Origin of the sequence: Bacillus sp. HY001, assembly GCF_007558965.1 — a bacterium.
Lineage (GTDB): Bacteria > Bacillota > Bacilli > Bacillales > Bacillaceae_G > Bacillus_A > Bacillus_A mobilis.
On sequence record NZ_VLTE01000150.1, the window covers coordinates 1 to 13,196 of the forward strand.

Sequence of the window (13,196 nt, forward strand, 5' to 3'; positions counted from 1 at the left end):
GTCGTCGTTGCATTGCCAGTGCGGTACTCATGTAGGAAAACTACACTCCGTGTCCTCCTGTCAAATGCGCCTCGACCTGCTCGGTTCTCTTGATCCTCCTTTTTAAACTTTTATTGATATGAAAACAAACTAGGAGCATAGCTTCTAGTTTGTACTTATTTAAGTATTGGGGGATGAAATATGAATGTTTTAGTAATCGGACGCGGTGGGCGTGAGCATGCTTTAGCTTGGAAGTTTGCGCAATCTGAAAAGGTGGAAAAGGTATATGTAGCACCGGGTAATGAAGGTATGCGCGATGTTGCAACACCAGTTGATATTGATGAAAATGATTTTGATGCATTAGTTCTATTTGCCAAAGAGAATAAGGTTGAGTTAACTTTCGTTGGACCAGAAATTCCACTTATGAATGGAATTGTTGATCGTTTTAAAGAAGAGGGACTTCGTGTATTTGGTCCAAATAAGGCAGCGGCTGTTATTGAAGGTAGTAAGGCTTTTACGAAAGAATTGATGAAAAAGTATGATATTCCAACTGCGGCATATGAAACTTTTACAGATTATGAAGAAGCAGTACAGTACATTCAAAAAATTGGTGCACCGATTGTTATTAAGGCAGATGGATTAGCTGCTGGTAAAGGTGTAACAGTAGCAATGACACTTGAAGAGGCACTACAAGCTGCGAAGGAAATGTTACAAGATGTAAAGTTCGGCGAAGCAAGTAAGAAGGTTGTTATTGAAGAGTTTTTAGATGGACAAGAATTTTCATTAATGGCATTTGTGAATGGGACAACTGTGCATCCGATGGTAATTGCGCAAGATCATAAACGAGCTTTTGATGGTGATAAAGGTCCAAATACAGGCGGAATGGGCGCGTACTCTCCAGTACCACAAATTCCAGAATCAGCAGTTCAAGAGGCGATAAAAACGGTATTACATCCAACTGCTAAAGCGATGATTGCAGAAAACCGTTCATTTACAGGAATTTTATATGCGGGACTTATTTTAACAAATGATGGCCCAAAGGTAATTGAATTTAATGCACGTTTTGGTGATCCTGAAACAGAAGTAGTATTACCTCGCTTAGAAAATGATTTAGTTGATGTATGTAACGCTGTATTAGATGAAAGTGAATTAACGTTACAATGGTCAGAGGAAGCGGTAATTGGTGTTGTACTTGCTTCAAAAGGATATCCGGAAGCATATAAAAAAGGTGATATTATTAAAGGATTAGATGCACTGGAAGATGTGATTGTTTTCCATTCAGGTACAGCGATGAAGCATGGTGACTTTGTAACAAATGGTGGCCGTGTACTATTTGTTGCTTGTAAGGCGGACAGTTTACAAGCAGCGAAAGATAAGGTGTATAAAGAAATCGGTAAAATTGAGAGTGATGGTCTATTTTACCGAAGTGATATAGGATATCGTGCAATTGGGCATGAGATGACGAGAAGCTAGTAATATAAAAAGCGGAGAATGATGTAGTTCATTCTCCGCTTTTCTTATTATTTTATTTAGGAACTTTTACAAGATCAATAATGTCAGGGCATTGTAACTGATAAGTTATTGCTGTTGATGAAACTTTCTTTGAAATTTTTTGACAAGTATTATTGGAATATTGATTTTTTTTGTTTTCTGTATTCCGGTCGCTTATTTTTGAGTAATCAACATCATAATACAAAGAGGTTGTCTCTCTTCCTTTTTTTACTGTTAAATCTATAATGAGAGGTTCATCTTTTTCGTTAAATCGAGTGATGCGAATGGCGTGACTCTTATTTGAATTATATTTTTTAATGAAGGTATCTAATTTTTCGATATTGTAAACTGTGTCATTCTTTTGAATGACATCACCATATTTTTCGGCGGTTTCAAAACTATATTCTTTATTGGATGTATCAATCGTTGGTCGTTTATTTGAGCAAGCGACAAGATTGAATGAGAGTAGTACAATGATGAATAAACTCGTTTTTTTATAGTAATGTTTTATAGGCAAAGTGAACCACCTCTATTAATAATGTTATATTTGTATTTTACAATATAATTACAAAGAAAACATCATCATTGTATTAAAAAAATCCCGCTGATTTCTCAGCGGGATTTTTTATGCATCTTTATCTTTTTTTAATTTTCCTTTTTGCTTTGCCATTTCTCGAAGCAAATATTCGATGTGTGCATTGACGCTACGAAACTCATCATTCGCCCATTTTTCGATGACAGCGTGTAATTCAGGATCAATACGTAATGGAAAGCTTTTCTTTTTAGCCATAATGATTTACAACCTTTTAGTATAGGCTTCCTGTATTAATAACTGGTTGCGCACCTTTATCTGAAACGATGGCAACTAATAAATTGTTCACCATATTTGCTTTACGCTCGTCATCGAGTTCCAGTACGCCTTCCTCATCTAACATATGGATTGAATCTTTCGCCATCTTCACAGCACCTTCAACAATCTCTTTTCGGGCAGCTAATACTGCTTTTGCTTGTTGACGTTGTAGCATTGCATGGGCAATTTCTGTTGCGTAAGCTAAATGTGTTAAACGAGTTTCTAATACTTCTACGCCAGCGATTTCAAGGCGTGCTTCTAACTCACGTTTTAATTCTTCAGAGATTTCTTCCGTATTTCCGCGTAACGTGATGCAAGTTTCATCTTGGAAATTGTCATAAGGATATTTTGTTGCAACGTGGCGGATTGCTGTTTCACTTTGAATTTCTACAAATCGATCGTAATGTTCAACACCGAACATTGCTTTTGCAGAATCAACTACTTTATATACGATAACGGCTGCAATTTCGATCGGATTTCCCTCAACATCGTTTACTTTTAATTTCTTACTATTAAAGTTTTCCACACGTAACGATACAGTTTGACGGAATGCGAACGGAATCGTTAAAAATAAACCATTTTGACGAATTGTTCCTAAGTAATTACCGAAAAACGTAATGACTTTCGCTTGGTTTGGTTGAACAATACCAATACCTGTAGCAAGAACTGCGGCTAAAATAATAGTTAATGCTGCTCCTATGAAAATTTCTTGCACGAGGAAAAATACACCGATAGCGGCTAAAATCAAAATTCCAATAATCCCAAGAAAACCATTAACATAAAATACTTGTTTTTCTTTCATATGATCGCCTCCTGATATAAAAATGATATCACTTTTATATCATTTTAAGCAAGGGATTTACACCTAATTTTCTGAAATTTATTGATTAGGTATCTCTTATGTATATTTTAAGGTTTAAAATAAGAATATATGTTCTGTTTTGTGGTAAAATAAAGAAGACTTAACCGCCCACTGCAGCAGCTAAGTCCCTTTGAGAGCATCTTGCATCGTGACAAATGATTCAAAGCGGTTTTGCCAGGATTATATCTTCAATCGCTGACTCAATCTCTTTGTCAGAAGCGTCAAAACTTCCATTTGACCGTGGTTTGTCGTGATTGGAAGTTTGATTCACTTCTTCTTTAGCATGTCCCTTTTCAGTAAAATTCATGCTAGGCATTTTAAATGCCCCCATATTCATGTATTTTCCGAATTTCCACATTTCAACAACAGGGCAGAAACGAACAATTCCCTCTGCAATTTTCATTGCACCAATCCATAGCAAGACGTTAGACCAAGTGCACCACGGCTTGCGTACAAGTTTAGCGCTACTACAGCCGAAGAGGATAAGTCCGAGTGTAATTCGAATTAGGGCGTTTATTGTACCGATGTTTTGCTTCATTAGAAAAACACTCCTTTTTATGAAAGTTGAAATAGATAATACTATTTCTCTTATTAGTATCCCGTGTGATTTTTGGGATATGTAATCCAACATTTGACGTTGAAAAAGATGTTGGAATGTGCGTGTGTGTAAGTAGCTTTTTTTGTTATAATGAAAGAATGCATAAAAGGAAGTTCAAAATTAAATCCTCTAGTTTGAAAAAATATGGAAGAGGGAATTCCAAACTTAATTCTCCGTTTTAAACAAATATTTAAGATGAAGTTAAAAAATCCTAATGAAAATAAACTGTTATTTTGAACAGAAATATATATAAATAGAGAAAAGAAAGGGTGTTTTCATGTACGATATTTCCGGGTGGAAACATGTATTTAAGCTTGATCCAAATAAGGAGTTAAGTGATGAACATTTAGAAATGATTTGTGAGTCTGGAACAGATGCTGTTATTGTGGGCGGAAGTGATGGAGTGACAATTGATAATGTGCTGCACATGCTAGTTAGCATTCGTAGATATGCAGTTCCTTGTGTGTTAGAGGTTTCTGATGTAGAAGCAATTACACCAGGATTTGATTTTTATTACATCCCAAGCGTTTTAAATAGCCGAAAAGTGGAATGGGTAACAGGCGTTCATCATGAGGCTTTGAAAGAATTTGGGGATATTATGGATTGGGACGAAATTTTCATGGAAGGGTATTGTGTTTTAAATCCTGAAGCGAAAGTAGCCCAGCTTACAGATGCGAAATGTGATGTAACAGAAGATGATGTGATTGCATACGCGCGTTTAGCAGACAAGCTATTACGTTTACCGATATTTTATTTAGAATATAGCGGTACGTATGGAGATGTTGAACTTGTTAAAAATGTAAAAGCAGAATTAAAACAAGCGAAGTTGTATTACGGAGGCGGTATTTCTAATGCAGAACAAGCGAAAGAAATGGCGCAGTATGCTGATACAGTAGTTGTTGGAAATATTATTTATGATGATATAAAATCCGCGTTAAAAACAGTTAAAGCAGTAAAAGGAGAGTAGGTGCAGGCATATATGAGTAAGACAGATAGATTATTGAATGGTTTAAATCCGCAGCAACAAAAAGCAGTACAAACAACGAACGGACCACTTCTATTAATGGCAGGTGCAGGTAGTGGTAAAACACGTGTGTTAACACATCGTATTGCGTATTTACTTGGTGAAAAAGGTGTAGCACCATGGAATGTACTAGCTATTACCTTTACAAATAAAGCGGCTCGTGAAATGCGTGAGCGTATTGATACACTTGTCGGACCAGAAGCAGAAGATATTTGGATTTCTACGTTCCACTCTATGTGTGTACGTATTTTAAGACGTGATATCGATCGTATTGGTATTAATCGTAATTTTACAATCTTAGATTCAGGTGATCAGTTAACGGTTGTGAAGAAAATCATGAAAGAACGTAATATTGATCCGAAGAAATTTGAGCCGCGCTCTATTTTAGCGGGTATTAGTAATGCGAAAAATGAATTGTTATCTGCAGATAAATATGCAAAGAAAATTACAATAGCTGATCCATATGAAAAATTAACGAGCGATGTATATACAGAATATCAAAAACGTCTTCTGAAAAATAACTCATTAGACTTTGATGATTTAATTATGACAACGATTCAGTTATTTGAACGTGTTCCAGAAGTACTAGAGTTTTATCAGCGTAAGTTCCAATATATTCACGTGGATGAGTATCAAGATACAAACAAAGCGCAGTACCTTCTTGTTAAACATTTAGCAGCACGTTTTAAAAATTTATGTGTTGTAGGTGACTCAGATCAGTCTATTTATCGCTGGCGTGGGGCTGACATTTCTAACATTTTGTCATTTGAAAAAGACTATGAGAATGCGCAAGTTATTCTGTTAGAACAAAACTATCGTTCGTCACAAAATATTTTAAATGCAGCGAATGCTGTTATTGAAAAAAATTCAAACCGTAAACCGAAGAAATTATGGACAGATAATCAAGTTGGAAGCAAAATCTCGTATTACCGTGCTGCAACGGAAAAAGACGAAGCGTATTTTGTTGCGAAAAAAATTCGTGACGATATTCAAATGGGAAAAAGAAAATATACTGATTTTGCAGTGTTATATCGTACAAATGCGCAATCTCGTATGGTCGAGGAGATTTTCCTGAAATCTAATATTCCTTACAAAATTGTCGGCGGTACAAAGTTCTACGATCGTAAAGAGATTAAAGACATTTTGGCGTATTTACGTTTAATTGGGAATCCAGATGATGAGATTAGTTTCGCACGTATTATTAACATGCCAAAGCGCGGAATTGGTGCGACTTCTATAGATAAAATTATTAATTACGGCGTACAAAATGGAATTTCATTAACTGCTGTATTCGATGAGATTGAGCATGTTGGAGTAAGTGCAAAAATTACAAAGGCAGTAAAAGAATTCGCAGGTTTATTACACAACTGGGTAAATATGCAAGAGTATTTATCTGTTACGGAATTGGTAGAAGAAGTTATTGAAAAAACAGGCTATCGCGATATGTTGAAAAACGAGCGTACTTTAGAAGCGGAAGGTCGTCTAGAGAACTTAGATGAGTTTTTATCTGTTACGCAAACATTTGAATCTCAAAGCGAAGATAAGAGCCTTGTTGCATTCTTAACAGACTTAGCGCTTGTTGCTGATATTGATCGTGTCGATGAAGATCCAACTGCTGGTGAGGAAGTTATTTTAATGACGATGCACTCAGCGAAAGGGTTAGAGTTCCCAGTTGTCTTTATTGTAGGGTTAGAGGAAGGAATATTCCCGCATACTCGTTCTCTCATGGAAGAAGATGAAATGCAAGAAGAGCGTCGCCTTGCTTATGTAGGTATTACGCGTGCAGAAGAAGAGTTATATTTATCAAATGCACAAATGCGTACTTTATTTGGTCGAACAAGTATGAACGCTGCCTCTCGATTTATTACAGAAATCCCGGCAGAGCTAGTAGAATCGTTAAATGAAACAGCGCCGAAGCGTGAAACTTCGTTTGGTGCAAAAGGCAGAACGGCTAGTAACAGCAGAACGACAATGACAACTACAACACGCTCTCGTTCAGCTTTCGCGAGTCCTGCAGCTAAGACGACAGGTGGCGAGCAAATCGGCTGGGCAGTAGGAGATAAAGCTTCCCACCAAAAATGGGGAGTCGGTACAGTTGTCAGTGTAAAAGGTGAAGGTGATGCAAAAGAATTAGATATTGCGTTCCCAAGCCCAATTGGTGTTAAACGTTTGTTAGCAAAATTTGCACCTGTGACGAAACAATAGGAAAGGAATGAGGATATGTCAAAAGAGATAGCAAAACAACGTATAGAAGAACTGCGTGATTTGTTAAATACATTTAACTATCAGTATCACGTATTAGACAATCCTTCTGTTTCTGATGCGGAGTATGACCGTAATATGCAGGAGCTTATAAAATTAGAAGCAGAGAATCCAGAGTTTATGAGTGAAGATTCTCCCTCCATTCGCGTTGGGGGAACTGTTCTTGATATATTTGAAAAAGTAACACATAAATCACCGATGTTAAGTTTAGGAAATGCATTTAACGAAGGAGATTTACGTGATTTCGACCGACGAGTACGCCAAGGAATTGATGATGCGAATGTAAGATATATATGCGAATTAAAAATTGACGGACTTGCTGTTTCACTTCATTATGAAAAAGGGCGCTTTATTCAAGGGGCAACACGTGGTGATGGTGTAACAGGTGAAGATATTACCCAAAATTTAAAAACGATTAAAGCGATCCCGCTCCGTTTAAATGAAGAAGTAACGTTAGAAGCACGAGGCGAAGCTTATATGCCGAAGCGTTCATTCGTTAAGTTAAATGAAGAAAAAGAACAAAATGGTGAAGATGTATTTGCGAATCCGCGTAATGCGGCGGCAGGTTCAATACGCCAACTGGATCCAAAAATTGCAGCGAAGCGTAACTTATCTATGTTTGTGTACGGTCTTGCGAATGTAGAAGAAAAAACAATTCCATCACATAGTGAATCGCTTGATTTCTTAGGTGAACTTGGATTCAAAACAAATCCAAATCGTCGTACATGTGAAACAATCGAAGAAGTTATAGCTTATGTAGAAGAATGGCAAGAAAAACGCCCGCATCTTGATTATGAGATTGATGGAATCGTTATAAAAGTAGATGATGTTGCTCTTCAAGAAAGTTTAGGAACTACAGCAAAGAGTCCAAGGTGGGCAATTGCTTATAAATTCCCGGCTGAAGAAGTTGTAACAAGATTAACAGGTATTGAATTAAGTGTTGGTCGCACAGGGGTTGTAACACCGACAGCAGAGCTAGAGCCAGTGCGAGTGGCTGGTACGATCGTTCGTCGTGCTTCTTTACATAACGAAGATTTAATTCGTGAAAAGGACATTCGAATTGGTGACTATGTGGTAGTGAAGAAGGCCGGAGATATTATTCCTGAAGTTGTGAACGTTATTTTCGATAAGCGTACTGGTGAGGAAGAAGAATACCATATGCCAACGCATTGCCCAGCATGTGAAAGTGAACTAGTTCGTTTAGAAGAAGAAGTAGCACTTCGTTGTATAAATCCAACTTGTCCAGCTCAAATTCGAGAAGGGTTAATTCATTTTGTTTCAAGAAATGCAATGAATATTGATGGACTTGGAGAACGTGTCATTACACAACTCTTTGATGCGGATTATATTCGTACATTTGCTGATTTATATTCGTTGACGAAAGAGCAATTATTGCAGTTAGAACGATTCGGTGAAAAATCAGCAACGAATTTAGTGCAAGCAATTGAGAATTCTAAAGAAAACTCATTAGAGCGATTACTATTCGGTCTTGGTATTCGCCATGTCGGAGCAAAAGCAGCACGTACATTTGCAGAGCATTTTGAAACGATGGATGCACTTGTGAAAGCAACGGAAGAAGAGCTAAAAGCAATTAACGAGATTGGTGAAAAAATGGCTCAATCCGTCGTGACGTATTTTGATAATGAAGACGTATTAGAGCTATTACAACAATTTAAAGAGTATGGCGTGAATATGGCATACAAAGGTATAAAAATTGCTGATTTACAAAATGTTGAGTCGTACTTCGCAGGAAAAACTGTCGTTTTAACAGGGAAATTAGAAGTTATGGGACGTAGTGAAGCGAAGAAGAAGATTGAGGCATTAGGTGGAAAAGTAACAGGAAGTGTTAGTAAAAGTACGGATTTAGTTGTTGCAGGTGAAGCAGCGGGTTCGAAATTAGCACAAGCAGAGAAGCATAATGTTGAGGTTTGGAATGAAGAGAGGTTCTTACAAGAGCTAAATAAGTAAGAGGTGCAAACTTACCATGAAAAAAATAGCATTAGCGGTATTAAGCCTTGGTCTACTTGTAAGTGGATGTAGTGCAGGTGCCGATAAAGATGAAAAAGTGGTTGAGAAATCGGGGAAAGCAAAAGAACAAGCAATCGTTCCGAAGTACTCTATTTCGGATGAATATTATAAGACGACTATTCCATTTGACGCAGGAGCTGCACGTGGTTTAGTTGTACAAGGAGTAAGTAATCGTCTTGATATAGATGAATTTGAAACAGGATTAATGCGTATTGCAAAAGAATCCTTTAGTACGAAAGATCATTTCTTTAAAGGTGGAAGTGCTCTAGATACTCAAAATTTGCAGATGCTTGTTAAAAGAAAGCGTACAGATGCTGAACAAAAGGAACTAGAGGACAAGTTAAAAAAAGATGCCGTTAAATTTCCTAACATTGGGTTAAACCCAGCGTTAGGTGGAGGATCTGAATCATTAGAGGAAAAAAATAAAAAAAATCCAATATATATTTCAAATATTTTAGAGCATGATTATTATGTGAAAAAAGGTGAAACAGATGAACTCCAAGGTATTGTAGTTGGTTTAGCAATGAATTCGGTTCATTATTACGAGGAAGAGCATGGTTATCCGCGTGAAACTAAAATCGAGCAAGAAAAAATGTTAGCCGAAGGGAAAAAAATGGCGCAAGAAGTCTTGAAATTTATGCATGAAAAAAAACCTGACACAAAAAATGTTCCGATAACGTTTGCGATTTATCGTCAGGCTCCAAAGTCTTCGCTCGTACCAGGTAACTTTGTCTCTTATGCGAATGTAGAAAAAGGTAGTGAAAAGGTTGAGGATTGGAAACAAATTAATGAGAAGTATTATTTGTTCCCATCTGAACAAGCGAAAACAGATAATAAACGTGAAGATCTTGCGAGAGTATCGAACTTTAAAGCGAAACTAAGCGATTATTTCCAGGGCGACTATACAGCTGTTATCGGTACTGGTATGTATAGAGACGATGAATTAAGGGAAATAAAGCTTGATATTCCGGTCCAGTTTAATGGGAAAGCAGAAATAATTGGCTTTACACAATATGTAGCTGGGCTTGTGACAGAATACTTCCCGAATTATATGAAAGTACAAGTAACGATTAAATCTGTAGAACGCCCAGAAGCGATTATTATACGTGAAGCGAAGCAAGATGAACCATTTGTGAAAATTTTAGATTAAATAGGAGGGCCGTTCCTTTATGGAACGGCTTTTTTTCTTGAATAATTTTGTTATAATTTAAAATGTTATAAATAATGGGGGTAAGGGGTAAGCACATGGAAGAATTAAGTTTTCAAGTCATTATTTTATTAATTGCATTCGGCTTTTTAGCAGCTTTTATTGATTCAGTTGTTGGCGGTGGAGGATTAATTTCACTTCCTGCACTTATGTTTGTTGGTTTACCACCAGCTTCGGCAATTGCAACAAATAAATTAGCGGCAACGATGGGGACGTTTACGAGTGCAATTTATTTTATTCGATCAGGAAAGGTCGATTTTAAAATTGTAGGAAAGTTAATCCCGTTAACTATTATAGGGGCGGTCTCAGGTGCTTTAGTAGTAAAGTTTATTCCGCCGGATATTTTACGTCCGTTAGTGCTTGTGATGTTGGTGTTTATTGCTATTTATATTATTGCAAAAAAGGATTGGGGAAGTGTATCTACCTATAAGAAGATGACGAAAAGAAAAACATTAATATTTTTCTTTGTTATTTTAATGATAGGGTTTTATGATGGTTTTTTTGGACCAGGGACAGGATCCTTTTTAATTTTTGCATTTTTATTAATTGGTTTGGATTTTATTCAAGCAGCAGCATCTGGAAAACTTTTGAACTTTGTTAGTAATATCGTATCTTTAATTACTTTTTTATTTTTAGACGTAATTCATTTTGAATACGGTATTATTATGGGATTGTCGATGATTTTTGGCGCTTATTTTGGATCGAAGTTTGCAGTCCAAAAAGGTGTTGGATATGTAAGAACTTTATTTTTATTAGTAACTATTTTATTGATTGGAAAAAACATTTTGGAATATACTCATATTTTGTAGAGTTATACGTATGTATAACTCTATTTTTTTATTATATTTTAAAAATTAATTAATTTTTAAAATATAAGTCTAGGAATATTTGAATAAATCTAAATTATCGTGTAGAATAATGTTGTAAAATGTAAACGTTTTTCTAAGGGGAGGCTAAAAAAAATGGTAGTAGCATACAAACATGAGCCATTTACAGATTTTTCAGTGGAGGCTAACAAATTAGCGTTTGAAGAAGGTTTAAAGAAAGTAGAATCTTATCTTGGACAAGACTATCCATTAATTATTGGGGGAGAAAAAATCACTACAGAAGACAAAATTGTTTCTGTAAACCCTGCAAATAAAGAGGAACTTGTTGGTCGCGTTTCAAAAGCAAGCCGTGAGTTAGCTGAAAAAGCAATGCAAGTAGCGGATGAAACATTCCAAACTTGGAGAAAATCAAAGCCAGAAATGCGTGCAGACATTTTATTCCGCGCTGCAGCAATCGTTCGTCGCAGAAAACATGAATTCTCTGCTATTCTTGTAAAAGAAGCAGGTAAACCATGGAATGAGGCAGATGCTGATACAGCAGAAGCAATCGACTTTATGGAATATTATGGTCGTCAAATGTTAAAATTAAAAGACGGTATTCCAGTAGAAAGCCGTCCAATTGAATATAATCGTTTCTCTTACATTCCATTAGGAGTAGGTGTTATCATTTCTCCTTGGAACTTCCCATTCGCAATTATGGCAGGTATGACAACAGCTGCTTTAGTTTCTGGTAACACAGTATTACTAAAACCAGCTAGTACAACTCCTGTAGTAGCAGCGAAATTCATGGAAGTATTAGAAGAAGCTGGCTTACCAGCTGGCGTAGTAAACTTCGTTCCAGGTAATGGTTCTGAAGTTGGTGACTACTTAGTAGATCACCCTCGTACACGTTTCGTGAGCTTCACTGGATCTCGTGATGTAGGTATCCGTATTTATGAGCGTGCAGCGAAAGTAAACCCAGGCCAAATTTGGTTAAAACGCGTTATCGCTGAAATGGGTGGTAAAGATACAATCGTTGTTGATAAAGAAGCAGATCTTGAATTAGCAGCTAAATCTATCATTGCATCAGCATTCGGATTCTCAGGACAAAAATGTTCTGCATGTTCTCGTGCAGTAATCCATGAAGATGTATACGATCACGTATTAAATCGTGCTGTTGAATTAACGAAAGAATTAACAGTTGCTAACCCAGCTGTATTAGGTACAAACATGGGTCCTGTTAATGACCAAGCTGCATTCGATAAAGTAATGAGCTATGTTGCAATTGGTAAAGAAGAAGGTAGAATCTTAGCAGGTGGCGAAGGAGACGATTCTAAAGGCTGGTTCATCCAACCAACAATCGTTGCTGACGTTGCAGAAGATGCTCGCTTAATGAAAGAAGAAATCTTCGGACCAGTAGTAGCATTCTGTAAAGCAAAAGACTTTGATCATGCACTAGCAATTGCAAACAATACAGAATACGGTTTAACAGGTGCTGTTGTTACTAATAACCGTGACCATATTGAAAAAGCACGTGAAGAATTCCATGTGGGTAACTTATACTTTAACCGTGGATGTACTGGTGCAATCGTAGGTTACCAACCATTCGGTGGCTTTAACATGTCTGGTACAGACTCTAAAGCTGGTGGCCCTGACTACTTAGCACTTCACATGCAAGCAAAAACTACTTCTGAAACTTTATAAGAAATAGTAGGAGAGATCTTCGCAGTATGCGAAGATCTCTTTTTTTGAAAAACTTTCTATCATGCCTTTCGAGAGGACTCCCACCTCTAAACGTAAGTGAAGGTGGTGAGGTGAATCGAAAGAAATATTTTATTTTCAAGAAAAAAGAAGAAACGTACGTTCCCTTTTTGCTATAATATCCTTAACAAGGAGGTGAATAAAATGAAAAAGGAAAATCCGTCAAACTATAAAACTCTTCAAATCTGGATTAAAAAAGGGCATCGTATGTATTCTTATTTTCAAGAATCTTGTCATAACGCTAAGAATATGTACAACACCACAAACTTTTATATACGCCAGGTGTACACTGGATTAACACAAGAAAAAGAGTTGCAGCCTTTGCAAA

11 protein-coding genes and 1 pseudogene are annotated in these 13,196 nt (G+C 36.7%); 8 read left to right on the forward strand and 4 right to left on the reverse strand.

Features of this window, described 5'->3' with window-relative positions:
• Positions 1 to 180: 180 nt before the first annotated feature.
• Positions 181 to 1,452: a phosphoribosylamine--glycine ligase gene (purD, locus tag FOT98_RS29475; protein WP_063261863.1), complete on the forward strand. Its 1,272-nt coding sequence runs from the start codon at positions 181 to 183 to the stop codon at positions 1,450 to 1,452.
• A 52-nt stretch (positions 1,453 to 1,504) separates the two neighbouring features.
• On the opposite strand, the gene FOT98_RS29480 is transcribed toward purD, so the two are convergent.
• The 4 genes from FOT98_RS29480 to FOT98_RS29495 all read right to left on the reverse strand — a co-directional run bounded on the left by FOT98_RS29480 (position 1,505) and on the right by FOT98_RS29495 (position 3,720).
• A complete protein-coding gene (locus tag FOT98_RS29480; RefSeq protein WP_080467693.1) occupies positions 1,505 to 1,987 on the reverse strand; it encodes a DUF4362 domain-containing protein in 483 nt (160 codons plus the stop codon).
• A gap of 108 nt (positions 1,988 to 2,095) precedes the next feature.
• Entirely contained in the window at positions 2,096 to 2,260 is a 165-nt protein-coding gene (locus tag FOT98_RS29485) for a type II toxin-antitoxin system antitoxin (protein WP_001085171.1), read from the reverse strand.
• A 16-nt stretch (positions 2,261 to 2,276) separates the two neighbouring features.
• Positions 2,277 to 3,122 carry an SPFH domain-containing protein gene (locus FOT98_RS29490; protein ID WP_000660687.1) on the reverse strand — a complete coding sequence of 282 codons (846 nt, stop codon included), beginning with the start codon at positions 3,120 to 3,122 and terminating at the stop codon, positions 2,277 to 2,279.
• A gap of 220 nt (positions 3,123 to 3,342) precedes the next feature.
• The gene (locus tag FOT98_RS29495) at positions 3,343 to 3,720 is read right to left on the reverse strand and encodes a YgaP family membrane protein (RefSeq protein ID WP_000812333.1); all 378 of its coding nucleotides are present in this window, start codon (positions 3,718 to 3,720) and stop codon (positions 3,343 to 3,345) included.
• A 337-nt stretch (positions 3,721 to 4,057) separates the two neighbouring features.
• Between FOT98_RS29495 and pcrB the strand changes: the two genes are divergently transcribed.
• The 7 genes and pseudogenes from pcrB to FOT98_RS29530 all read left to right on the forward strand — a co-directional run.
• Complete coding sequence (gene pcrB, locus FOT98_RS29500; protein ID WP_000272092.1) at positions 4,058 to 4,747, forward strand: heptaprenylglyceryl phosphate synthase; 690 nt, start codon at positions 4,058 to 4,060, stop codon at positions 4,745 to 4,747.
• A 12-nt stretch (positions 4,748 to 4,759) separates the two neighbouring features.
• A complete protein-coding gene (gene pcrA / locus FOT98_RS29505; protein ID WP_063261867.1) occupies positions 4,760 to 7,009 on the forward strand; it encodes a DNA helicase PcrA in 2,250 nt (749 codons plus the stop codon).
• A 15-nt stretch (positions 7,010 to 7,024) separates the two neighbouring features.
• Positions 7,025 to 9,034 carry an NAD-dependent DNA ligase LigA gene (gene ligA / locus FOT98_RS29510; protein WP_000031462.1) on the forward strand — a complete coding sequence of 670 codons (2,010 nt, stop codon included), beginning with the start codon at positions 7,025 to 7,027 and terminating at the stop codon, positions 9,032 to 9,034.
• A 16-nt stretch (positions 9,035 to 9,050) separates the two neighbouring features.
• Positions 9,051 to 10,244, forward strand: coding sequence for a CamS family sex pheromone protein (locus tag FOT98_RS29515; RefSeq protein ID WP_063261864.1), 1,194 nt, complete (start codon positions 9,051 to 9,053; stop codon positions 10,242 to 10,244).
• Positions 10,245 to 10,339: 95 nt separating this feature from the next.
• Positions 10,340 to 11,110, forward strand: a complete 771-nt coding sequence (locus FOT98_RS29520; protein WP_061679437.1) for a TSUP family transporter — start codon at positions 10,340 to 10,342, stop codon at positions 11,108 to 11,110.
• A 153-nt stretch (positions 11,111 to 11,263) separates the two neighbouring features.
• Positions 11,264 to 12,811: an L-glutamate gamma-semialdehyde dehydrogenase gene (pruA, locus tag FOT98_RS29525; protein ID WP_063261865.1), complete on the forward strand. Its 1,548-nt coding sequence runs from the start codon at positions 11,264 to 11,266 to the stop codon at positions 12,809 to 12,811.
• A 201-nt stretch (positions 12,812 to 13,012) separates the two neighbouring features.
• Positions 13,013 to 13,196 (forward strand): annotated as a pseudogene (locus FOT98_RS29530) (RNA-guided endonuclease InsQ/TnpB family protein); the annotation flags it as partial.